Origin of the sequence: Deinococcus wulumuqiensis R12 (assembly GCF_011067105.1) — a bacterium.
In the GTDB taxonomy this organism is placed as follows: Bacteria; Deinococcota; Deinococci; order Deinococcales; family Deinococcaceae; genus Deinococcus; species Deinococcus wulumuqiensis.
Genome location: NZ_CP049357.1, coordinates 2,695,304 through 2,717,940, shown reverse-complemented (window position 1 = coordinate 2,717,940; position 22,637 = coordinate 2,695,304). Strand labels below are relative to the sequence as shown.

The following is a 22,637-nucleotide window of genomic DNA, read 5'->3' as shown; positions in this document are numbered from 1 at the left end:
GAGAAGGGGAAGCAGATATGGGATCAGGTCAGGCGATGACGCCCAGATCGCGGCCCACCTGTTCGTAGGCCGTCAGCGCCTGCTCCAGGTCCTCGCGGGTGTGCTCGGCGGTCACGATGTTGCGGATGCGGGCCAGATCACGCGGCACGGTGGGAAAGCCCAGGCCCACGGCAAAGATGCCGAGGTCGAACAGGCGGCGGCTGGCCTCGAACGCGGCGCTCGCTTCTCCGAAGACGACGGGGGTAATCGGCGTGACGCTGCCCAGGGTGTCGAAACCCAGGCGGCCCAGTTCCGCTTTGAAAAAGCGGGTGTTGTCCCACAGCCGCTCCATCAGGCTGGGGTCGCGCTGCACCTCGTCCAGGGCCGCTGCCAGCGCCCCGACCACCGCCGGGGGCTGGGCGGTGGAAAAGAGGTAAGGCCGGGCGCGGTTAATCAGCAGTTCGCGCAGGTCGGGGTGCCCCGCCGCGTATCCGCCCACGCCGCCCCAGGCCTTGGAGAGCGTGCCCACCTGAATCACGTCGTCGGCGTACTCGAAGCCGAAGTGGTGGACCGTGCCGCGTCCGGCTTCGCCCATCACGCCCGAGCCGTGCGCGTCGTCCACATAGGTCACGGCCCCGTAGCGGCGGGCGACCTCCACCAGACGGTCGAGCGGAGCCACGTCGCCGTCCATGCTGAACACGCCGTCGGTGACGACCAGTTTCAGGCCCTCGCTGGGGTTCTCGCGCAGCACCCGGTCGAGGTCGTCGGGGTCGGCGTGCTTGAAAATCTTCTTGGTCGCCTTGGTCAGCCGCAGCCCGTCGATGATGCTGGCGTGGTTGAGTTCGTCGCTGACCACGAGGTCGCCCTCGCGCAGCAGGCCGCCGAGCACCCCCTGGTTGGTGGAAAAGCCGCTGTGCAGCACCAGCGCACTGCCGGTGTGCTTGAACTCGGCCAGTTGACGCTCGAAGTCCTCGTGAATGCGCAGCGTTCCGGCGATGGTCCGCACGGCTCCGGCGCCCGCGCCCCACTGCTCGAGGTACTGGGCGGCCCGTTCCTTGAGGCGGGGGTGGTTGGCGAAGCCGAGGTAGTTGTTGCTCGCCAGGTTCACGACCTCGCGCCCGTCCACCCGCGTGCGGGCGTGCTGCGGCGCGTCGAGGACACGCGGCGAAATCAGCAGGCCGCTCTCGCGTAGCCCGGCGAGGTCCTGCCTGAGCCGGTCACCCAGGGTCAGGCCCGGAGCGGTGGGGTCCGTCTTGGTGGTCATGGCGAGCAGTTTATACGCACTCCGACGAAATCTCCCAGCAAGAGGGAGGAAAATCCGGGTGGAAGGAGCAGCAGAACATATGGGTTTCGGGAGATGGAACTGGCAGGAAGTCGGCAGACGCGGGTTCAGTGCCCCCCCCTCCCCCACCCACCCCCCCAGCAGACGCTTTCCCCAGGTCTGTTCTCCGGGGTCTGTGTGCTCCAGGCCGCACCCGTATACTCAGGAACGTTAAGCTTTTCTCATGACCGGCCTGGGCTTCCTTTCTCCCTGTCTGTGCTCCCTGCTGCGCCGCCTGAGACTCCCCGACCGAGGTATTTCCTGCTATGCCCAATGACGTGTACACCATGAGTCTTCAGGCCCTGGCCCGGAGCGTGTCCGAGCGGGGCGCCGACGCCCTGCTGAAGGCGGCACTGCGCGAACGCGACCTGTCGCCTGACGAGGTCACCGCCGCCCAGATGCAACTGGTGCTGACGGGACCGCTCGTTCACCGGCTGAGCACCATTCTGTCGCCCGAACAGGCCCGGGCCGAACTCGGCGCCCTCGCCGCCCGGCTGGAACACGAGTTTCCCCGCACGCCCACCCTGTTTACCGACGTGGGCAGCTTTTCCCCCTGGGACGAAGGCTCCACCGTGAACGAAAGCTCCGCCGTGAGCGACTGGGACCACGCGGGCGACCTGCGCGGGGCGGCGGGTGGCAGCAGTGGCGGGAGAAAGAACGGGCAGCCCTCCGGCGCCAGTCCACTTGGGGCCAGTTCTCTTGGGGCCAGACCACTCGGGGCCAGTCCAGTCAGGGCCAGTCCAGTCAGGGCCGACACGCTCGAGGGGGACGACTTTGAAGGCGACGAATTTGAAGGCGACGAATTTGAAGGCGACGAATTTGGAGCCGACGACTTCGAGTTCGACGACCCCGAGTACGCCGCCGCGCCGAGCACGCGGCACTACGCGCTGAGCGGCGAGGCCGGGCAGGACGCCCTGATCCGCGACCTGGGACGGATGCAGGGGGTGCTGGGCGTGATGGTGACGCGGGAAAACGGCGAGGTGCTGCGGGTGGGGGCGCTGCGCGACGTGACGCAACTGGGCAGCGTGATCGCCGCCACGGGGCTGTTGCTGCGCCAGCGCGGGCTGAAACTGCTCGCCGCCGACCTGGGACAGCAGACGGTGTGCATGCGGCCCCTGGGAAACTACTCGGTGGCGGTCATCGCCGGGCCGCAGGTCAACGTGGGGCGGCTGCTGACCGAGTTGCAACAGCTGGAGGCGAGCGGGTGAGGCGCCACCTTCTCCTGTGGGGGCTGCTGAGCAGCGCAGGCGCGGCGGCGCAGGACCTGACGGCGTACCGGACGCTGGCCTACACGCTGGACCGCGCGGCGGCGCAGGTGGGCCGCGACCCCGCAGCGGCCAAAGCCGAGCTGGACCGGGCCGACGCAGCGCTCTCGGTCCTGGGCCCCACCCTCCCCGGCGGCGAACAGGGGGCGCTGGCGAGCAACCTGCGCAGCACCGTGACGCAGGCCCACTCGGCCCTGAGCCGCACGCCCGCCGAGGTGCAGGCCCATGTGCTGCTGGCGCGGGGGCTGCTGCGCCGCGCCCTGTACGACCAGGCCCTCGACAGTTTGCAGCCGCAGCCGGGACCGGCCAACGACACTGCCGCGCTGCGCCTGCTGGGGCGTGAACTGGGGCTGCAAGGCGAGGCGCTGGCGGCCCTGAGCCTGCAAGCCCGGCTGGGCGAGCGCGACACCGTGCGCTGGCAGGTGCAGCGGGTGGCCGCCGGCAAGGTGCGGGCCGCGCTGCAGGGCACCGGCCCCGAGCAGCCGCGCACCGTCAACTACCTCGCGCTGACCCGGGCATCGAGCTGGTTCGCGCTGGTCCGTGAGCCTGGACGCGAAAGCACCCCGCCGCTGGGGGTGCCGCAGTTCGACCGGGCGCTCCGGCAGGTCAGCGGCGGCGACCAGACCGGGCTGGCCCAGTCCCTGACCGACCTGCAGGCGGGCGCCGCCGACCTGGAACGGCGACTGGCAGCGGGCGCACCCGCCCCCAGTTCCCAGGCGGTGCCCCCTGCCGGGGAATCTCCCAATGCCCAGGAACCTCCGGTGCCGGGCACGACTCCAGGGATGGGCACGACCTCGGGGACGAGCACGTCCGCTCAGAATCTCGACGCCGTTTATGCGGCCCTGGCACGTGCCCTGACCGCCAGCGGGCACGGCGACCCGGCCCAGGCGCGGGCGACGCTGGCACAGGTCACGCCGCTGCTTTCCGAGGTGCCGCCGGCGGTGCGGGCGGCCCCGGCCTTCGCGCAGTTCGGGCGCGACGTGCAGACCATGCAGCGGCGCACCGGCCTGCGGCCCGACGACGTGCAGGCACTTATCGCCACGCTGGGCAGCGCCGAGCGTCAGGCCGCCGGGCAGGCGACGGCGGGCAGCGACGGCTTCGCGGCGGGGGCGTCGCGTGCCCTGGGCGGCGGGGTCCGGGCCTGGCTGGGGCTGGGGCTGGCGGCGCTGTGCCTGCTCCCGCTCTACCTGCTGCGCCTGGCGTTCGGGGGCAGCAACGTGTACTGGCGCTCCATCTGGGCCGGGCTGCTGACCCTGACGCTGCCGCTGCTGCTCTCGGGAACGTTCGGGCTGCTGGCCTGGCTGGGCGACCTGCTGGACCTGCCGCTGCTGCGCGGCGCCGTGAACCTCACCCTGTCGCAGGGGGCGGGCGGCCTGCTGCTGCGCGGGCTGCTGAGCGCCGCCGGGCTGGCCCTGCTCGCCTACGGATTCTGGGGCCTGTGCCAGCAGTTCGGGCTGCTGGGGCGGCGCACCGTGCCCGGCCCGGTCTCGCGCCCACCGAGCCGCTACACCCAGCACGACCTGGACTGGGACGAGGAACTGTGATACGGATTCCGCTTAATTCCTGCACAGTCGGGAAAGCGCCGCCTGTACATCCATGTCGCGGAATCCGTATTTTTTCCTACTCGCATCCGCTCGGATTGAATCTGAAACTACCAGATTCAATCGGAATCCGTATGAGACGAGGAACTGTGAATGGCTGAACTGCTTTTTGCCCCCGCCCGACCGGACACGGCCCGCGCTGCCCGAAGCCCTTTTCTGACAGGATGGACCGCATGACGGCCACCACCCCACCCCACAAGCTGCCGGTCCGGATGCTCGGTGATCTGGTGTCGGCCCGCTCGCTGGAAAAGACCTTGCAGGACGCCGCCCTCTCACGCGGCGTGACGGTGGAGCAGCTCTGGCCCTCGGCGCTGGCCGACGTGCTCAAGCACGAGGTCTACCGCCGCCTGCTGCTGGGCGTCTCGCCCATGCTCGCCAAGAAGCGCATTCTCGACGTGCTCAGCGAACTCGACGCGCTGCCCGCCCAGGCCCCGGAGCCTGCCGAAGTCAGCCCGGTGGGCGGCCTGGAAGAAGCGTCGAAGCGCTTTACCCTGTATTTCGACTGGCCGGAAGCCCAGCGGCTGCGCGGCGTGCTGGGCACCGCCCGCACCGAGAGCGAGGCGGGGCGTGACATTTCGGCGCTGGTGCAGGAAGGCCAGAACCTGATCGACCAGATGCAGCGCCGCCTTCAGGAAGGGCTGGTGCAGCAGGAACAGGAACTCGGCGACCTGCGCGACGCTTTTGCCCGGGTGCAGCCGCTGGGCGGCAAGGACGTGCGGCGTCTGGAAAGCCTGATCGCGCAGCTTGAGGACGCGCAGAAACAGGGCACCCTGCTGCCCGCCGAACTGGAACGCGCCCGCAACCTGTCGTTCAAGCTGCGCCGGACCCTGGAAAGCAGCGTGATGCAGGGCACGGACGACGCCGGAGATGCCCAGGCGCGGGTGCTGGCGCTGGAACAGGAAGAAGTGACCCGCAAACTGGTCGCCATTCAGCGCGACTACGCGCCGCTGCTGCGTGCCCGCCCCGAACTGGAGCGGCAGCAAAACGAGTTCCGGGTCCGGCAATCGACGGGCCGCCTGAGCGAGACGGCGGTGGACGCGTGGCGCGAGTCGCTGGAAACGGCGCGGCTTCAGACCCTGCAGGCGCAGCGCGAGGAGCTGGCCGAACTGGCCGAGCACCTGGGGCAGCGTGCGGGCGGACAGGCCCTGAACGACGCCCGCGTGGCGCTCGACGTGGCCCGCATGACCCTGCAGGGCGGCGGCCTGGCGACCGAGGAACTGCGCGAGCTGCGGGCGGTGGCCCAGGCGCTGACGCACTCGCCCGAGCTGGCCGGGCGCATTCTGGTCGGGCAACGCGAACTGGCCGAACTCGAGCGCAGCGCCCGCGACGTGCCCGGCGCGGTCACGGCCCTGGGCGAGACCCTGAACGAAGCCCGCCGGGCTGTCGAGCGGGGCGAAGCCTACGACCTGGCCCCGCTGTGGGCGACGCTGGAGCGGCAGATGAGTCAGGCGGCGGCGCAGCGCCAGGATTTCGACGCCCGCGCCGACTTCGTGATTGCCGAGTACGACGAGGTGCGCAGTCTGGCCGGCGAAACGATTCAGCGCCTGGGCCGACTGGCCGACGCCCTGCGTGCCCAGCGCCGCCTGGGGCCGATGAGCGCAGGCGCCCGCGAGCGCTACGCCCAGACCCTGGAGGGGGCCGAGGCCCTGCTGGGCGAGGCCCGCGCCGAGTACGAAGCCGCCCAGAAGGTGACCGCCACCTTCGGCGAGGCCGCCCTCGACGACCTGCTCGACGTGTTCGACTTCGGCGGCGAGAGCCTGGACGACGCGCCGGGGGGCCAGGGCGAAGGCCTGTTCGGTTCCGGCCCGGCGAGCGGCGCGACGGGCTGGCCCGGTCTGGTACCGCAGGGCGCGGACGAACCCCCGGCCCGCGATCTGGACCACGCCGAGCTGGCGTCTTCGGCCCTGCTTTCCCCATCACCAGCTTCCACAGCCCCGGCCTCCACCCCAGCAGCGTCAGCGGGCAGCGACCCCTTCGCCGCGCTGCTCGCGCTCGGAGCGGCAGGCGCCCCGAAAGAGGAGAACCGCGTTCCCGCCGTGCGCGGTCTGCCTGCCGGAGTCCGTGCCGAGGTCTGGCAGGTAAGCGCAGGGGAACTGCGAGCCGGTACACCCGGCGCCGCCGCCCAGGGCATGGCGACGTTGCTGGCCCAGGCCGCCGCACTGGGCCTGCACCGCCTCGACATGGCCGACGACACCCACGTCTGGTCGGCCCGTTCAGTAGGCGGCGACGGCTGGCGGCTGGCCCGCGCTGCCGACTGGGACAGCCTCGACGACGCGGGGACCTGGCTCGACACGGGTGAGTTCTGAACGTGCTCGCCGCAGGAGAAACCCGGCTGCTGCGCGGGGTGCAGGAGCAGCGGGCGCTGGGCGCGGCACTGGCGCAGGCCCTCGCGCCCGGCAGTCTGCTGTTTCTGGAAGGTGAACTCGGGGCGGGCAAAACCACGCTCACCCAGGGGCTGCTCGCCGCGCTGGGCTTCGGCGGCCACGTCACGAGTCCCACCTACGCGCTGATGCAGGTCTACCCGGTGCCCGCCGGGCAGGTGCTGCATGTGGACGCCTACCGCGTGCGCGACGTGAGCGAGCTGTACGAGATGGACCTCGACGAACTGGTGGCCGGAAGCCGCCTGAGCGTCATCGAGTGGGGAGAGCGGCTCTATGGCGATTACCCCGAGGCACCCATCTACCTGCTCGAACACGTGGGCGGCGACCCCGAGTTGCGGCGCGTGACCCGGCGGCGCTGACCCCCGCATCCGGGAAGGCAAGCCCGGCACGTTCCACCGGGCCGACCCCGCTATACTGCCCCGGTTATGCGGATGGTGACCGTTGGAACGCGGGGCAGCAACTTGGCGCTCGCACAAACGCGCTGGGTGGTGGCCCGCCTGAAAGAAGAATGGCCCGAAACCGAGTTCCGGATTCAGACCATTTCGACCAAGGGGGACCGCAACCGCGAGAGCCTGGAACAGCTCGCCCAGAAGGGCGACAAGGGCTTCTGGGTCAAGGAGATCGAGGAAGCCCTGCTCCAGAAAAAAATCGACATCGCGGTGCACTCCCTCAAGGACCTGCCCACCGAGCAGCCGGAGGGGCTGGAAGTGTCCAGCATTCCCAAGCGGGTGGACGCCCGTGACGTGCTGATCGGGCGCGAGGGCATGAAAAAGCTCTCCGAACTGCCCCAGGGCGCACGGGTCGGCACCAGCAGCGTGCGGCGCAAGGCCTTCTTGCGCTCCTACCGCCCGGACCTGATCGTCAAGGACCTGCGCGGCAACATCGACACCCGGCTGGCGGCCCTGGGCAGCGGCGAGTACGACGCCATCATCCTGGCGGCAGCGGGCCTGATTCGCACCGAACAGCGCCACCGCATCGACGAATTCGTCGAGCCGGACATCCTGCTGCCTGCCCCTGGTCAGGGCGCCCTGGCCCTGGAAACCCGCACCGAGGACGACCTGACCACCGAAGTCGTCTACGCCATCCACGACCACGCCACCGACGACCGGATTACCGCCGAGCGCGAATTCCTGGCCGGGCTGGGCGCGGGCTGCATGGCCCCCGTGGGCGCCCACGCCGTCATCAAGGGCGGGCTAATTACCCTGGAAGGCTGGGTGGGCGCGCTCGACGGCTCCAAGGTCATCCGCGCCACCTCGCAGGGCGACGCCGCCGAATGCGCCGACATCGGGGCCGAACTCGCCGCCGACATGCTGGAACGGGGCGCCGCCGAGCTGATCGAATCCGCCCGCGAGAAGTGAAGATTCCGCCCCGCGCCTGGACCCTCGCGCTGCTCGCTGGCCTGCTGTGGCTGGGCATCGGCCTGTTTCAGAAGACCGGGCGCGGGATAGCCTTCGGGGAGGCGCTCCTCAGCGAATTGCCCGTCACTGCGCTGGTGTTCGTGGTGGCGCTGGTGGTGGCCGCGCAGCGCAACCGCTGAACGTGCGGGCCGGGGGCCGTTACCCTGGTCCCATGCCCGCTTCTGCGCCCCGCCTCGCCCTGATTCATACCGGCGGCACCATCGCCAGCCGTCCCAGTCCCGACGGACGCGGGCTGACGCCGCAGACGCCGCCCGAACTGCCCGGACTGGAAGGCGTCCGTGTCAGCGAATTTCAGCCGTTCAATCTGCCCAGCCCCCACGTCACGCCCGCGCACATGCGGCAACTCGCGCAGCTGATCGGGGAGCTGGCCGCCGACCACGACGCGGTGGTGGTCACGCACGGCACCGACACGCTGGAAGAAACGGCCTTTTTCCTGCACCTGTGCCTGCCCGCCGCCGTTCCCGTCGTCCTGACCGGCTCCATGCGTCACGCCGAGGAAGTCTCCTGGGACGGCCCCGGCAACCTGCTCGACGCCGCGCAGGTCGCGCTGTGCCCGGACACGGCGGGGCGCGGGCCGCTGGTCGTGTTCGGCGGGGACATCTTCGACGCCCGCACCGTGACCAAGGTGCATACCAGCGCGGTGGACGCGTTCGGCGGGTATCCCGGCCCCATCGGGCGCATCGACCGCACCCCCGCCGGGCCGCAGGTGCGCTACTTCGCCACGCCGGAGCCGCGCCCCACCTTTCGCCCGGACACGCTGGACAGGCGGGTGGAAATCCTGTACGCCTACGCGGGCTGGCAGGGCGAAGGCTACGCCGAAGCGCTGTCCAGGGCCGACGGGCTGGTGATTGCCGCGCTCGGCACCGGCAACCTGCCGCCCGAACTGCTGCCGCTGATTGAGGCGAGCGACAAGCCGGTGGTGCTTGCCACGCGCACCCACGCCGGGCCGATTCTGCCGGTCTACGGCTACGCGGGCGGCGGCGCGACCCTGGTGGCGGCGGGGGCGATTCCGGCGAGTTTCCTCAACGCCCACAAGGCGCGGCTGCTATTGCTCCTTCTGCTCAGCCTCGGCCTGGGACGCGAGGACGTGCGGCGGGTCTTTGCTGAGGGGGTGTTCTGAGGGGGTGAGTTTGCTACGCTACGGCCATGACCACCCGGACCGCGCCACTTTCGCCATTTACGCGCTCCGGGGTCACGTTCGCCTGAATTCAGGCTGAGCGAGTCACCCCGCCTACCCACAGGCGGGGTTTTTGTTGATGGTTCATGGTAGATGGTTGATGGAGGAAAACATGCAGGAACAGGCCATTCAGGACATTCACGCCGCCGAGACGCTCGAAGCGCTTCAGGCCGTCAAGACCCGCTATGTCGGCAAATCCGGCCTGGTGACCAAGGAACTCGGCACGCTGGGCAAGCTGCCCCCCGAGGAGCGCAAGGCCAGGGGCGCGGAAATCAACGTGGTCCGCGCCGCGATTCAGGCCGCGCTGGACGAAAAGGAGGCGGCGCTCAAGCGGGCCGCACTCGACGCCCGCCTCGCCAGCGAAGCGGTGGACGTGACCCTGCCCGGCCTGCCCCTCCCGGCGGGCGGCCTGCACCCCATTTCCCGCGTGTACGACGATCTCATCGGGATTTTTACCCGCATGGGCTACGAGGTGGCTGAGGGGCCGGAAGTCGAGGAGGAGCACTATAACTTCGAGGCGCTCAACATTCCCTGGTACCATCCCGCCCGCGAGCTTCAGGACACCTTCTGGCTGGAAGACGGGCGGCTGCTGCGAACGCACACCAGCAACATGCAGATTCGCTACATGCTGGAGCACGAGCCGCCGCTCAAGATGGTTTCGCGCGGCAAGGTCTACCGCTTCGAGGCCACCGACGCCACCCACGAGGCGATGTTTCATCAGCTCGAAGGTCTGGTGGTGGGCGAAGGCATCAGCATGGCCGACCTCAAGGGCACGATTGCCGAGATGGCACGCGGGCTGTACGGTGCCTCGGCAAAGGTGCGCTTTCAGCCGAGCTACTACCCGTTCGTGGAACCGGGGGCCGACTTCGCCGTGTACTGGGACAACCCGCGCGGCGAGAGCAAATGGCTGGAACTCGGCGGCTGCGGCATGGTCCACCCGAACGTGTTCAAGGCCGTGGACGACCTGCGCGAGGCGGCGGGCAAGGAGCGCGTGTATGAGGGCAAAACGGGCTTTGCCTTCGGCCTCGGCCCGGAGCGCATCGCCATGCTCAAGTACGGGATTCCCGATATTCGGTATTTCTACGCCAACGACCCGAGGGTGATTGGGCAATTCCGGGGGGAGCTGGGGTGACTCGACTCCTCGGCGTCATCGGCGGTATGTCGTGGACGAGTTCCGCCGAGTATTACCGCCTGCTGAACCTGGAATACGTGGGGCGAAAAGGCGGCCTGCACTCCGCGCCGCTCCTGCTGCATTCGGTTGATTTTGCTCAGATTGCCGCGCAGCAAAAAGCGGGCGACTGGGACGGGGCGGCAAAAGTTCTGGCTCAGGCGGCCCAGGGGCTTGAACGCGCAGGCGCGGGCGCTCTTTTGCTGGCGACCAACACCATGCACAAAGTTGCGCCCCAGATTGAAGCCGCCGTGAATATTCCCCTGATTCATATAGCAGATACGACGGGTGCGGCGATTCAGGCGGCAGGCTTGCAGAAAGTGGGCCTCCTGGCCACGACTTTTACGATGGAGCAGGACTTTTACAAGGACAGGCTACGCGAAGGCTTTGGCATTGAAACCCTGATTCCTGATGAGGCCGAACGCGCCGACATTCACCGCATCATCTTCGACGAGCTTTGCCGAAGTGTCGTTCAGGACGCATCCAGGGCACGTTACCGCCAAATTATTGCCCGCCTGATCGAGCGCGGCGCACAGGGCATTATTCTGGGCTGCACCGAAATTACGTTGCTGGTGGGGCAGGAGGATTCGTCTGTGCCCGTTTTCGATACGACGGCGCTGCATGTTCAGGCGGCGGTGCGGCGGCTCCTTGCTGAAAGTGATTCCAGAGTGATTGGGCAATGACTGAAACCTTCGCCATTCCCTGCGTCGGCGCACTTATTCCCCGCGTGGTGGACAGTCGGCCCTGCTTGCTGCTGCAAGAACGGCGCAAACCGAATATCGGCGTCGAGGACGGTCTGCTTGAATTGCCTGCGGGCAAACTGCGCGAGTACGAAAACGTCTTTGACGCCCTGCGGCGCGAAGTTCAGGAGGAAACGGGCTTGACCGTCACACGCATCAGGGGCGAGGGCGAAGGCTTTGTGCGCGGGGTATTGGGCTACGACATTCGGACGGTGACGCCCTACTGTGTGACTCAGAACCTGTCGGGCGGGTATTCCATCCTGCTGAGCAGCTTCATTTGTGAAGCGGCAGGCGAACCCTGTGCCCAGGAAGGGGAAACGGCAGCGCCGCGCTGGATACCCCTACAAGCAGTACGGCAAAAGCTAGAGCATCGGCCAGAGGCGTTTTACCCGCTGCACCTCGGCGCGTTGCACAAGTATCTGGAGGAGCATCTATGACCGACCCCGCCCCACGCCCCCGCGCCGCCGCCCTCGTTTTCAACGACGGGCACGAGCTTCTGCTGATGCTGCGGCGCAGGAACGGCAAAACGTATGCCACGCTCCCCGGCGGCGGCATCGAAGACGGCGAAACGCCCGCTGGGGCCTGCGCCCGCGAGGTGCTGGAAGAGGTCAACCTGACCGTGAAGGTGGGCAAGCAGGTGCTGGAACTCGACAACCGGCACGGCGACACCCACAGCCACGAACACTACTTCCTCTGCCACGTCGTCAGCGGCGAGATGCGCCTGGGCGACGGTCCAGAGGGCATCCGCCAGAGCGCCGAGAACTGGTACCAGCCCGAGTGGGTTTCACTGAACCGGCTGGACGAGGTGAACTTGGTGCCGGAGGTCCTGCGCGGCCTCGCCCGTCAACTTGCCACCCCCTCTGATACGGATTCCGCTTAATTCCTGCACAGTCGGGAAAGCGCCGCCTGTGCATCCATATCGCGGAATCCGTATTTTTTCCTACTCGCATCCGCTCGGATTGAATCTGAAACGACCAGATTCAATCGGAATCCGTATGAGGTCAACGCATGAAACTTCCCTATTCCTGGCTCAAAGAACTGCTTCCTGACCTGCCGCCCGTTTCTGAACTGGAACCCGTGTTCGCGCACCTCGGTCTGCCGCTGGAGGGTGTGGAGGAAGTGCCCGCACCGGTAGAAGGCGTGCTGCTGGTAGCGGTCAAAGCCGCTGAACCCATCGAAGGCACGCAGCTCACCCGACTGACACTCGACACGGGAGAGAACGGCGAAAAGACCATCGCCAGCGGCGCCCCCAACGCGGTGGGCCTCCCGGCGGGGACCATGCTGGCGCTGGTCACGCCCGGCACCACCCTGGGCGGCATGACCTACGGCGTGCGCCCCATGCAGGGCGTCGAAAGCTGGGGCATGGCCGCCAGCGCCAAGGAACTCGGCATCGGCGAGAGCAACGCGGGCGTCCTGACCTTCCCGGCGGGCACGGCCGCGCCCGGCACGCCCATGAACCGGCTCTGGGCCGCCGATAGCGTGCTGGACGTGGAAGTGACCCCCAACCGCGCCGACGTGCTCAGCGCCGTGGGCCTTGCCCGTGACCTCGCGGCGTACCTGAAACTGGAACTGCACGAGCCGACCATTCCCGCCGCGCCCACGCAGCCCGGCGAGATTCGCGTCTCGCTGCCGGACCGGGGCCGGGTGCTGGACCGCGACCCGTCGAAGAAACTGCGCTTCGGCTGCGACCACTTCGCCGCCCGCGCCGTCAGTGGGGTGCAAAACGGCCCCGCGCCGCTGTGGATGCAGCGCCGGGTCAGCCTCGCGGGGATGCGCTCCATCGACCTCATCGTGGACACCAGCAACTACGTGATGCTCGAACTCGGCCAGCCCACCGCCCTCTATGACCGCCGTGACGTGGCCGGAGACGGCCTGGTGGTGGCGTTCGGCCTGCGCGAAGGCGAGAACGTGAAAGACCTGCTGGGCAACACGCACCAGACGGGGGGCGAGGACCTGCTGATTCTCGACGCAGGCATGAGCGACGAACCCGTCATGTCGGTGGCCGAGGCGTTTTCCACCATGAAGCAGCCCAAGGAAGGCTCGCATGTGCTGGGCATCGCGGGCATCGTCGGCGGCGAGCACGGGCACGTCCGGGCCGACACGCGGGACGTGGTCATCGAGTCGGCGCACTTCGACCCGGTGCTGCTGCGGCGCACCGCCACGCGGCTGGGCCTGAAGACCGACGCCGTGTACCGCTTCGAGCGCGGCGTGGACCCGCTGCTGGCCCCCAAAGCGGCGGTGCGCGTGGCCGAACTGCTGCGCGAGTACGGCGGCGGCACCCCCGAAGCCGGGCAAACCCTGGTGGGCACGCCCGAACTGCCCTTCGAAATCACGGCGACGGGCGAACAGATTCGCGCCCTGCTGGGCATGCACATCGACACTGCCGAGATGCGCGACATCCTGACCCGGCTGGGGTGCAGGGTCGAGGGTGAGGGCGACGAGTTGCGCGTGCTGCCCCCGTCCTGGCGGGTGGATATGGTCATCTGGCAGGACCTCGCGGAGGAAGTCGCCCGGTTGCACGGCTTTGCCGAGTTGCCCGAAACGCTGCCCACCCTGCGCGTGCACGAGAGCAACCTCGGCGCGTCGGCCCCCAGCGACCGGCGGGCCGACCTGCGCCGGACCCTGAGCGGCCTGGGCTTTCAGGAGGTCGTGACCTACACCTTCACCAGCGACGAGGAAGCGCAGAAGGCCCGCGCCGAGCTTCCCGGCGTCAGGCTCCGCAATCCCATGACCACCGACCGCACCGGGATGCGCACCGCGCTGTATCCCTCCCTGCTGAAAGCGGCGGGTGCCCACGCCAAAGGCGAGCGGGTGCTGCTCTTTGAAATCGGGCGGATTTTCCCCACGTCCGGCGAAACCGAGCGCCTGGGCCTGCTGATGCGCGGCGACCTCGCGGCCCGCACCTATCAGGACGGGGTGCAGGGCGGCTTCAGCGTGTTCAAGGGCCTGGTCCAGAGTTTCGCGGCCACGAGCGGCGCGACCCTCGAAGTGCAGCAACTGCGCGGCGAGGAGGTTCCGGCGGCGCTGCACCCCGGCATCGCGGGCGCGGTGGTCTGGAACGGCGAGCGCGTGGGCTGGCTGGGCGCGCTGCACCCCGAAATCGCGCAGGAATTCGGCCTGAAGGGAGACACCTTCCTGCTGGAAGCCGCGCTGCCGCTGCCGGGCCGGGACTGGGCCTTCCGCGACCCCAGCCGCGCCCCCGCCGCGTGGCGCGACCTGGCCGTGATTGCGCCCGCAGGCGTGAGCTACGGTGAAATCGTCGGCGTCCTGAAGGGCGCAGGCGGCGAGCTGCTCGAACAGGTCGAACCCTTCGACGTGTTCACGGGCGAACAGGTGGGCGAGGGCAACCGCTCGGTGGCCGTGCGCCTGACCTACCGGGGCGCGAAGACCCTGACCGAAGAGGACATTGACCCCGTGTTTAACGCGCAGATTGAGGCGGTGAAGGCGCAGGGGTGGGCGATTCGGGAGAAGTGAAACGGTGATGGATGATAGATGATGGGTGATGGAAAAAGAGGAGGCTGGGGCGGTGGCCCTGGCCTCTTCTCATTTTGTAAGTCATAGAGTCTGAGTAATACGGATTCCGCTTAATTCCTGCACAGTCGGGAAAGCGCCGCCTGTGCATCCATATCGCAGAATCCGTATTTTTTCCTACTCGCATCCGCTCGGATTGAATCTGAAACTACCAGATTCAATCGGAATCCTTATGACGTGACTGGGAAAGCTGATTGTGTTTTCAACCTGATTGCGCGTCACTCGCCCCGCCACGCCCGCCCCGCCGGTTGCTGCTGGGTCAGGCAGTGGAAGGAGCCGCCGCCTTCGATAATCTTGCGACTCGGCACACCGATGACCTCGCGCCCTGGAAAGAGGGGCCGCAGCACGTCCAGCGCCTTTTTGTCGTTGGGGTCGCCGTACTGCGGCACCACGACGAAGCCGTTGCCGATATAGAAGTTGGCGTAGGTGGGCGGCAGGCGGCCTTCCGCGCCTTCCAGCCGATTGGCGGGCAGCGGCAGTTCGACAATCTGGTAGGGCTGACCGTCCGGCGTGCGCATTTCGCGCAGCATGTCCAGGTTGCGGCTCATCACGGCGTGGTTGGGGTCGGCGGGGTCGGGTTCCACACTGGTCACGATCACGTCCTCGGCGGCAAAGCGGGTAATGGTGTCGATGTGTCCGTCGGTGTGGTCGTTTTCCAGGCCGCCGTCGAGCCACAGCAGTTTCTTGACACCCAGCATGTCGGAGAGCAAAAAGGTATAGCCCTCCTCGGTCAGCCCCGGATTGCGGGTGTCGGTCAGGAAACAGGACCGGGTGGTGAGTGCCGCGCCGCCCCCGGCGATTTCCAGGCCGCCGCCTTCGAGGACTTCGGGCCGGTCCCAGTGCGCCATGCCCAGAACCTCGGCCACGTACTCGGGAATGCGGTCGTCGTTTTCCCACTCGAACTTGCCGCCCCAGGCGTTGAATCGCCAGTTCACGAGGGCGACTTCCTTTTCCTTATCACCGCGCACCACGAACAGTGGGCCGGAGTCGCGCAGCCAGGAGTCGTCGAGCGGCACCCGGTGAAAGCGGACATTGTGCCCCGAGAGCCGGGCGCGGGCGTCGCGTTCGCTTTCCTCGTCGCGCACCAGCAGTTCCACCCGCTCGAAGCGGGCAATGGTCTTGACCAGCCCCACGTACTCGTCGCGCACCCCGGCGAGGTGGCCGAACCACAATTCGTCGTCGGCGGGGTAGCCCATCCAGGTCGCCTCGTGCGGCGCCCATTCGGGCGGCATGGCGAAACCGAGTTCACGGGGGGTGGGGTCGGCAGGTGTGAAGTGCTTCATGGAGGGCATGTTAGCGGGGCCAGCCCACTCAGGGCCGCACCAGGTCGAAGGTGAGTTTCTGGGGTCGGCGTTCGCCCAGCCGCGTCGCCGCCGTCAGTTTCAGGGTTCCGGCGGGCGTGCCCTGCGCCTGGCCCGGCAGCCGCAGCGTCAGCGTGCGCGTGGTGTTGCCCCGCGTCACCATCACCTTCGCCGTCAGTTCTCCCGCCATGAGGCACAAGGCGCGGGGCGGGCAGCGACTATCCTGCACGCTCAGGAGCGTGATTCTGGCCGGTCCCGCCTGCGCGGTCTGCCCCGGCGCCAGCGTGAAAGGGGCCGCCGACGCCAGCGAACAGCCGGACCAGAGCAGGAGGGAAAAAAGGCGCTTCATGCCCTCCCTACGCGCTGTGGCCCGGCAGCGTTCCTGACAACCGAGCAGCGTTCCTGATACGGATTCCGCTTAATTCCTGCACAGTCGGGCCTGTACAGTTGGGAAGGCGCCGCCTGTGCATCCATATCGCGGAATCCGTATTTTTTCCTACTCGCATCCGCTCTGCTGCGCAGCTTTGCAAGTCGGATTGAATCTGAAACTACCAGATTCAATCGGAATCCGTATGAAAAGGAAAAGGGAAAGCGCCCCCACCCGACCAGGGCAGAGGCGCACTTTCCATCAACCATTAACTTTCAGCGAAGCGGACCCATCACCTCTTAGGCGTGTTCCCAGCCGAAGACGGCCTTGTCGTCCACGGCCAGAGGCTCGTTCCCGGCCTTGATGGTCGCGGCCAGCGCCTTCGTTTCGGGGAACAGCTTGGTGAAGTAGAACTTGGCGGTCTGCGTCTTGGCGAGGTAGAAGCCGTCCTTGTCGGCTCCGGCGTCGATCTTGTCGTGGGCGATCTTCGCCATGCGTGCCCACAGGTAGCCGTAGACGACGTGACCGAAGAAACGCAGATAGTCCACGGCGGCGGCGTTCACTTCGTCCGCGCCTTCCGCGCCGCTCATGGCCTTCTGGCCGACCACCATGGTGATGGAGCCGAGCTGCTGCGCGGCCTTGCCGAGCTGGTTCACGTAGTCGCCGATGTGCTCGTCGCCTTCGTTTTCTTCGGCAAATTCCTGAAGGGTTCCGGCCAGCTTCTGCAGCTTCTTGCCGCCGTCCATCAGGACCTTGCGGCCCAGCAGGTCGAGGCTCTGGATGCCGTTGGTGCCTTCGTAGATCTGGCCGATACGGGCGTCACGGACGAACTGCTCCATGCCCCATTCCTGGATGTAGCCGTGACCGCCGAAGACCTGCTGGCTCTGCACCGCCACGTTGAAGCCGTTGTCGGTCATGAACGCCTTGGCGATGGGGGTCAGCAGCGCCACCATGTCGCCCGCCTCCTTGCGCTTGGCCTCGTCGGGGTGGTGGTGCTCGGTGTCGATGCTCAGCGCCAGCCACAGCGCGAGCGCCCGGCCCGCTTCGGTGTAGGCCTTGCCGGTCAGCAGCATCCGGCGCACGTCGGGGTGCGCGATGATGGGGTCGGCTTCCTCACCGCTCACGCGGGGTTCCTTGCGCATCTGGAGGCGGTCCTTGGCGTAGGCGAGCGCGTTCTGGTACGCGACTTCGCCCAGGCCCAGGCCCTGCATGCCGGTCCCGAGGCGGGCGGCGTTCATCATGATGAACATGTGGTTCATGCCCTTGTTGACTTCGCCGACCAGCCAGCCCCTGGCCCCGTCGAAGTTCAGCACGGCGGTGGCGTTGCCGTGAATGCCCATCTTGTGTTCCAGGCTGCCGCACACCACGCCGTTGCGCTCGCCCAGGCTGCCGTCGGCATTGGGGATGAACTTGGGGACCAGGAACAGCGAAATGCCCTTGGTTCCGGCGGGGCTGCCTTCCAGACGCGCCAGCACGAGGTGAACGATGTTCTCGGCCATGTCGTGTTCACCGGCGGAAATGAAGATCTTGGTGCCGGTGATGGCGTAGGTGCCGTCGCCGTTGTCCTGCGCCTTGGTGCGGATGATGCCGAGGTCGGTGCCCGCATGCGGCTCGGTCAGGCACATGGTGCCGGTCCAGCTGCCGTCCACGATGTGGGGCAGGTAGAGCTTTTTCAGTTCGTCGCTGCCGACCGCGTGCAGGGCCGAGTACGCGCCGTGCGAGAGGCCGGGGTACATGCCCCAGGCCACGTTCGCCGAGCAGATCATCTCGTTCATGGCGATGCTGACGGTGTGGGGCATCCCCTGACCGCCGTACTCCGGGTCGGCGTCCAGCGCCGTCCAGCCCGCCGCGCGGAACTTGTCGTAGGCGGCCTTGAACCCGGTGGGGGTCTTCACGTTGCCCTGCTCGTCGCGCACGCAGCCTTCCTTGTCACCGATCTGGTTCAGGGGCTGAATCTCGGTCTCCACGAAGCGGGCGGCCTCGTCGATCACCTGGGAAAGCAGGTCGAAGTCGGCGGTGTCGTTGTCCTTGTAAAAGGGCATGGCGGCGAGTTGGTCGCCGGCACCGAGGACTTCCTGCATGACGAACTTCATGTCGCGGGTGGGGGCCTTATAGCTGGGCATACGTTCCTCCGGGAATCGGCAGACTCCACCCCTGAGGAGAGGAGCCTGAAGGTTGAAATTGAACCGAGTATAAAACTTTTCCGGGCAAATGTCACGAGGCCAGCTTCAACGCGCTGAAGCGCCGGGCACCCCGCCCCAGCCCCCCTGCCCGGCGGTTTCGGTGCGATGGGAGAATGTAAGTTTCACACTTAATACGGGTTCCGCTTAATTCCTGCACAGTCGGGAAAGCGCCGCCTGTGCATCCATATCGCGGAATCCGTATTTTTTCCTACTCGCATCCGCTCTGCTGCGCAGCTTTGCAAGTCGGATTGAATCTGAAACGACCAGATTCAATCGGAATCCGTATAAGGACGGGCAGCGGGTTTTTTCGGCTATCCTTCCGGGCAGACATGAACTACCCGAGTCTGGTCTGGCATCTCAAGCGAACTGAACTGTTCGCTGATTTTGAGCTGGCCGAACTGGAACAAGTTGCCGTGACCACTCCGTACCGTTCCTACCAGCCCGGCGAGGTCATCTACCGAATGGACGACCCGGCTGACGCGCTCTACTTCGTGCGCAGCGGCCTGGTCAAGATCAGCAAACTGTTTCCCAACGGCAAAGAAGCGATTCTGGGGGTGGTCGGGCAGCACGACACCTTCGGCGAACTGCTGCTGCAACCCGAGGAGCGCCGTCCCACCCAGGCCGAGGCGCTGGAGCGCACCACCTTGATCGTCTTGCCGCGCCAGGAACTGCAAAAGCTGCTGGCGACCAAGCCCGACCTCGCCATGAAGCTGATTCGCCTGATGGCGGCGCGGCTGTTCGAGGCGCAGGCGTGGAGCGCCACCGTCAGCGCCTACAGCGCCCCCGAACGGGTGGCGAGCCTGCTCTACCGCCTCGCCCGTGAGTTCGGACGCGCCCATAGCCAGGGCGTGGAACTCAACCTCAAGCTCAGTCAGGAAGACATCGCCCGGATGGTCGGCGCCACCCGTGAAACGGTGAGCCACAGCCTCAGCCGCCTGAAAAAAGACGGCGCCATCGTCCGCGCCCGCTCACCGATCATCGTGCAGATAGACGCGCTCAAGGCGTTTCTGGAACACGAGCACTGAGCGGCTTCGGCCCTACCTGGGCTGGTCTGCCTGGGGACATCCGCGCAAACTCAAGGCTTGCTCCGCTCAGGCATCACGCTCTGCGGACAGTGACCCTGTACCTTCAACACATGACCCAACCTGTCTCCCCGGCCCCGTCTTTCCCCGGCAGCGGTTTTCAGCGGTTGCTGGTCGGCGTGGACTTCTCGCCCGCATCGCTGCACGCCCTCGACGTGGCGCGGACCCGGTTTCCCGGCGCCCGGCTGCGACTGGCCCACGTGACCGACGCGCGGGCGCTGGGCACCCCCGACATCATCGGCGGCGTGACCCCGGTCCTTCCCGACCCCGGCCTGCTCCGCACCCTCGAAGACGCCGACTCCAGGCGCCTGCACGACCTGCTGCGTGACGGCGAAGAAAGCGAACTGCTGGTGGGCGACCCGGTCACGGGCCTGCTCGACGCGGCGCGGGCGTGGGGCGCCGACCTGATCGTGGTGGGCACCCACCCGCAGGGCGCCCTGGAGCACTTCCTGATCGGCAGCAGCGCCGAGAAACTGGTGGGCCGCAGCCCGGTGCCGGTGCTGTGCGTGCGCGAGGGAGAACAGGCATGAAAGTGGGCGTAGTCGGCGCGGGGTTCGTCGGTTCGACGGCGGCCTACGCCCTCGTGCTGCGCGGCGTGTGCAGTGAGCTGGTGCTGGTGGACCGGGACGAAGACCGCGCCCAGGCCGAGGCCGAGGACATCGCCCACGCCGCCCCGGTCAGTCACGGCACCCGCGTCTGGCACGGGGAACACAGCGAGCTTGCCGGCGCCCAGGTGGTGATTCTGACCGCCGGGGCCAACCAGAAACCGGGCGAAAGCCGCCTGGACCTGCTGGAAAAGAATGCCGACATCTTCCGCGAACTCGTGCCGCAGATCACCCGCGCCGCGCCGGACGCCGTCCTGCTGGTGACCAGCAACCCGGTGGACCTGCTGACCGATCTGGCGACGCAGCTCGCGCCGGGGCAACCGGTGATCGGTTCGGGAACCGTGCTCGACAGCGCCCGCTTCCGGCACCTGATGGCGCAGCATGCGGGGGTGGACGGCACGCACGCGCACGGCTACGTGCTGGGCGAACACGGCGACTCGGAGGTGCTGGCCTGGAGCAGCGCCATGGTCGCCGGGATGCCGGTGGCCGACTTCATGCAGGCCCAGAACCTGCCCTGGAACGATGAGGTCCGCACCGAAATCGACCGGGGCACCCGGCATGCCGCCGCCAGCATCATCGAGGGCAAGCGGGCCACCTACTACGGCATCGGCGCGGCGCTCGCCCGCATCACCGAGGCCGTGCTGCGTGACCGCCGCGCCGTCCTGACCGTCAGTGCGCCGACCCCCGAATACGGCGTGAGCCTCAGCCTGCCGCGCATTGTCGGCCGTCAGGGGGTGCTGTCCACCCTGCACCCCAAGCTGACCGGCGACGAGCAACAGAAGCTGGAGCAGAGTGCCGGGGTGCTGCGCGGCTTCAAGCAGCAGCTCGGCCTGTGACGCCGACGCTCCAGACCGTCTACGGCGAGGCGCAGCCACTCGACTGGCTGTGCCTCGCCCCCCACCCCGACGACGCCGAAATCGGCGCGGGCGGCACCCTGATTCGGCTGGCGCAGGCAGGAAAGGCGGTGGGCATTCTGGAACTCACGCGCGGCGAAAAGGGGACGCAGGGCACCCCCGCCGAGCGGCAGGCCGAGTGCGTGGCGGCGGCCCATCTGATGGGCCTGAGCTGGCGCGGACAGCTCGGCCTGCCCGACGGGGAGCTGGCCGACACGCCCCCTTTTGCCCACGCCCTGGCCGCCGCCCTGCGCACGGTGCGGCCCCGCGTGCTGGTGGTTCCCCACTGGCGTGACCGCCACCCCGATCATGTCGGCACCTACCACCTCGCCAAACGGGCCATCCACCTCGCCGCCCTGAAAAAAGCCGACCTGGGCGGCGAACCCTGGCGCGTGCAGCGCACCCTGCTGTATCAGGGCAACTCGGACATCAGCGCCAACGTGCTGGTAGACATCGGCAGCGTGATGACCGAGTGGGAGGCCGCCATCCGGGCGCACGCTTCGCAGTTTTCGGGGGGCTACGTCTCCGAGACGGTCACACCCGAGATCATCGAGCGTCGCCAGGGGAGGTTGACGTACTGGGGCACCCTGCTGCGCGTGAAATATGCCGAGCCTTTCGAAGTGGAGGAGCCGCTGCTGCTCGACCCGCTGGGTCTGTAATACGGATTCCGCTTCATTCCTGCACAGTCGGGCCTGTACAGTTGGGAAGGCGCCGCCTGTGCATCCATATCGCGGAATCCGTATTTTTTCCTACTCGCATCCGCTCTGCTGCGCAGCTTTGCAAGTCGGATTGAATCTGAAACTACCAGATTCAATCGGAATCCGTATCAGCTGGGCAGGTTGTCCGCGCAGTCGGGGCCGACGTAGCGCCCGGTGCGGTCACGCTTGGCCTTGCCCTGACCGTGCCCGTCGTCCTCGGCGGTGGCGTGCTCGTGCTTCAGGTGGGCGTCGGCGGCGGCCTGACTCACATGCACGATCAGGTACCCATTGTTGTCCACCGCGCTGGTCGCGTGGCAGATGTAGACCTTCTTCGGGTTGTCGGCCTTGTCCGACTGCGGGTTCCCACGCGGGGCGCCGGGCAGGTGCTCCTTGACCACCACGCCTTCGGGCAGGGTCACAGTCGGCGTGGTGGGCTGGGCCAGGGCAAAGCCTGAAGCCAGGGCGGCAACGGTCAGTAATGCTTTCATTTCTGTTCCTCCTGCCATGGTCGAATGGACCGAAGACTGTTCACCTCAAAGTCTAGAGGGCGGCGCGTGAGGTTTCCGGCATTTTTCACTGAGCGGACATTCATCTGGTGGCGGCAGCCGGGGGACAACGAGTGGCCGCAAAGTCGAGGGGAGCACAAAAAAGCAAAACCCCCCGGTGAGGGGGGGCATGCGAACAGGCGGGGTTAGACCGCGAGCACCTGGCGGCCGTCGTAGTAGCCGCAGCTGGGGCAGATGTGGTGCGAGAGCTTCTTGCTGTGGCACTGGGGGCACTCAGTGAGGTTGGGAGCGGTCAGCGCGTGGTGGCTGCGGCGCATGTCGCGCTTGCTCTTGCTGGTCTTCTTCTTGGGAACGGGATGCTTCGCCATGATCTTTCTCCTCGGGGAGCCACACGGCGCGTCTCGCCGGGGCCTTCTTCTCG

General features: G+C 67.5%; 22 protein-coding genes. 16 read left to right on the top strand and 6 right to left on the bottom strand.

The window, feature by feature from the left end:
• Positions 1–28 precede the first annotated feature (28 nt).
• Positions 29–1,243, bottom strand: a complete 1,215-nt coding sequence (locus G6R31_RS13135) for a BioF/Kbl family PLP-dependent acyltransferase (protein ID WP_017870586.1) — start codon at positions 1,241–1,243, stop codon at positions 29–31.
• A gap of 344 nt (positions 1,244–1,587) precedes the next feature.
• Between G6R31_RS13135 and G6R31_RS13130 the strand changes: the two genes are divergently transcribed.
• The 12 genes from G6R31_RS13130 to G6R31_RS13075 all read left to right on the top strand — a co-directional run bounded on the left by G6R31_RS13130 (position 1,588) and on the right by G6R31_RS13075 (position 14,524).
• On the top strand, positions 1,588–2,508 hold the full coding sequence (locus G6R31_RS13130) for a roadblock/LC7 domain-containing protein (protein WP_225983483.1): 921 nt from the start codon (positions 1,588–1,590) through the stop codon (positions 2,506–2,508).
• The gene (locus tag G6R31_RS13125; protein ID WP_017870722.1) at positions 2,505–4,109 is read left to right on the top strand and encodes a hypothetical protein; all 1,605 of its coding nucleotides are present in this window, start codon (positions 2,505–2,507) and stop codon (positions 4,107–4,109) included. The genes G6R31_RS13130 and G6R31_RS13125 overlap by 4 nt, the downstream gene beginning before the upstream one ends.
• Before the next feature lie 230 nt (positions 4,110–4,339).
• Complete coding sequence (locus tag G6R31_RS13120; RefSeq protein WP_025567952.1) at positions 4,340–6,472, top strand: coiled-coil domain-containing protein; 2,133 nt, start codon at positions 4,340–4,342, stop codon at positions 6,470–6,472.
• 2 nt (positions 6,473–6,474) lie between these two features.
• On the top strand, positions 6,475–6,906 hold the full coding sequence (tsaE, locus tag G6R31_RS13115; RefSeq protein ID WP_017870720.1) for a tRNA (adenosine(37)-N6)-threonylcarbamoyltransferase complex ATPase subunit type 1 TsaE: 432 nt from the start codon (positions 6,475–6,477) through the stop codon (positions 6,904–6,906).
• Positions 6,907–6,972: 66 nt separating this feature from the next.
• Positions 6,973–7,905, top strand: a complete 933-nt coding sequence (gene hemC, locus G6R31_RS13110) for a hydroxymethylbilane synthase (RefSeq protein WP_025567954.1) — start codon at positions 6,973–6,975, stop codon at positions 7,903–7,905.
• Positions 7,902–8,084 carry a hypothetical protein gene (locus G6R31_RS13105; protein ID WP_017870718.1) on the top strand — a complete coding sequence of 61 codons (183 nt, stop codon included), beginning with the start codon at positions 7,902–7,904 and terminating at the stop codon, positions 8,082–8,084. Before hemC ends, G6R31_RS13105 begins: the two co-directional genes overlap by 4 nt.
• A gap of 32 nt (positions 8,085–8,116) precedes the next feature.
• The gene (locus G6R31_RS13100; protein WP_017870717.1) at positions 8,117–9,085 is read left to right on the top strand and encodes an asparaginase; all 969 of its coding nucleotides are present in this window, start codon (positions 8,117–8,119) and stop codon (positions 9,083–9,085) included.
• A 169-nt stretch (positions 9,086–9,254) separates the two neighbouring features.
• Positions 9,255–10,274, top strand: coding sequence for a phenylalanine--tRNA ligase subunit alpha (pheS, locus tag G6R31_RS13095; RefSeq protein ID WP_025567956.1), 1,020 nt, complete (start codon positions 9,255–9,257; stop codon positions 10,272–10,274).
• Positions 10,271–10,993 (top strand): aspartate/glutamate racemase family protein, encoded by a 723-nt coding sequence (locus tag G6R31_RS13090; protein WP_017870715.1) that lies wholly within the window; start codon positions 10,271–10,273, stop codon positions 10,991–10,993. Before pheS ends, G6R31_RS13090 begins: the two co-directional genes overlap by 4 nt.
• Positions 10,990–11,487, top strand: a complete 498-nt coding sequence (locus tag G6R31_RS13085) for an NUDIX hydrolase (RefSeq protein WP_017870714.1) — start codon at positions 10,990–10,992, stop codon at positions 11,485–11,487. The genes G6R31_RS13090 and G6R31_RS13085 overlap by 4 nt, the downstream gene beginning before the upstream one ends.
• On the top strand, positions 11,484–11,930 hold the full coding sequence (locus G6R31_RS13080) for an NUDIX hydrolase (RefSeq protein ID WP_017870713.1): 447 nt from the start codon (positions 11,484–11,486) through the stop codon (positions 11,928–11,930). Before G6R31_RS13085 ends, G6R31_RS13080 begins: the two co-directional genes overlap by 4 nt.
• 128 nt (positions 11,931–12,058) lie before the next feature.
• Positions 12,059–14,524 carry a phenylalanine--tRNA ligase subunit beta gene (locus G6R31_RS13075; RefSeq protein WP_017870712.1) on the top strand — a complete coding sequence of 822 codons (2,466 nt, stop codon included), beginning with the start codon at positions 12,059–12,061 and terminating at the stop codon, positions 14,522–14,524.
• A gap of 275 nt (positions 14,525–14,799) precedes the next feature.
• On the opposite strand, the gene G6R31_RS13070 is transcribed toward G6R31_RS13075, so the two are convergent.
• From G6R31_RS13070 to G6R31_RS13060, 3 genes are all read right to left on the bottom strand, one after another.
• Positions 14,800–15,864, bottom strand: coding sequence for an agmatine deiminase family protein (locus G6R31_RS13070; protein WP_017870711.1), 1,065 nt, complete (start codon positions 15,862–15,864; stop codon positions 14,800–14,802).
• Positions 15,865–15,892: 28 nt separating this feature from the next.
• Complete coding sequence (locus tag G6R31_RS13065; protein ID WP_017870710.1) at positions 15,893–16,231, bottom strand: hypothetical protein; 339 nt, start codon at positions 16,229–16,231, stop codon at positions 15,893–15,895.
• 317 nt (positions 16,232–16,548) lie between these two features.
• Positions 16,549–18,372: an acyl-CoA dehydrogenase C-terminal domain-containing protein gene (locus G6R31_RS13060; RefSeq protein WP_017870709.1), complete on the bottom strand. Its 1,824-nt coding sequence runs from the start codon at positions 18,370–18,372 to the stop codon at positions 16,549–16,551.
• Positions 18,373–18,761: 389 nt separating this feature from the next.
• On the opposite strand from G6R31_RS13060, the gene G6R31_RS13055 reads away from it, so the two are divergent.
• From G6R31_RS13055 to bshB1, 4 genes are all read left to right on the top strand, one after another.
• On the top strand, positions 18,762–19,457 hold the full coding sequence (locus G6R31_RS13055; protein ID WP_017870708.1) for a Crp/Fnr family transcriptional regulator: 696 nt from the start codon (positions 18,762–18,764) through the stop codon (positions 19,455–19,457).
• Positions 19,458–19,567: 110 nt separating this feature from the next.
• A complete protein-coding gene (locus G6R31_RS13050; RefSeq protein WP_025568164.1) occupies positions 19,568–20,044 on the top strand; it encodes a universal stress protein in 477 nt (158 codons plus the stop codon).
• A complete protein-coding gene (locus G6R31_RS13045) occupies positions 20,041–20,955 on the top strand; it encodes an L-lactate dehydrogenase (RefSeq protein WP_017870706.1) in 915 nt (304 codons plus the stop codon). The genes G6R31_RS13050 and G6R31_RS13045 overlap by 4 nt, the downstream gene beginning before the upstream one ends.
• Positions 20,952–21,671: a bacillithiol biosynthesis deacetylase BshB1 gene (gene bshB1 / locus G6R31_RS13040; RefSeq protein WP_025568165.1), complete on the top strand. Its 720-nt coding sequence runs from the start codon at positions 20,952–20,954 to the stop codon at positions 21,669–21,671. The genes G6R31_RS13045 and bshB1 overlap by 4 nt, the downstream gene beginning before the upstream one ends.
• Before the next feature lie 167 nt (positions 21,672–21,838).
• Here bshB1 and G6R31_RS13035 read toward each other — a convergent pair whose 3' ends face one another.
• Both G6R31_RS13035 and rpmF read right to left on the bottom strand, forming a co-directional pair.
• Positions 21,839–22,198: a hypothetical protein gene (locus G6R31_RS13035; protein WP_017870704.1), complete on the bottom strand. Its 360-nt coding sequence runs from the start codon at positions 22,196–22,198 to the stop codon at positions 21,839–21,841.
• A 203-nt stretch (positions 22,199–22,401) separates the two neighbouring features.
• A complete protein-coding gene (rpmF, locus tag G6R31_RS13030) occupies positions 22,402–22,584 on the bottom strand; it encodes a 50S ribosomal protein L32 (protein ID WP_017870703.1) in 183 nt (60 codons plus the stop codon).
• Positions 22,585–22,637 lie beyond the last annotated feature (53 nt).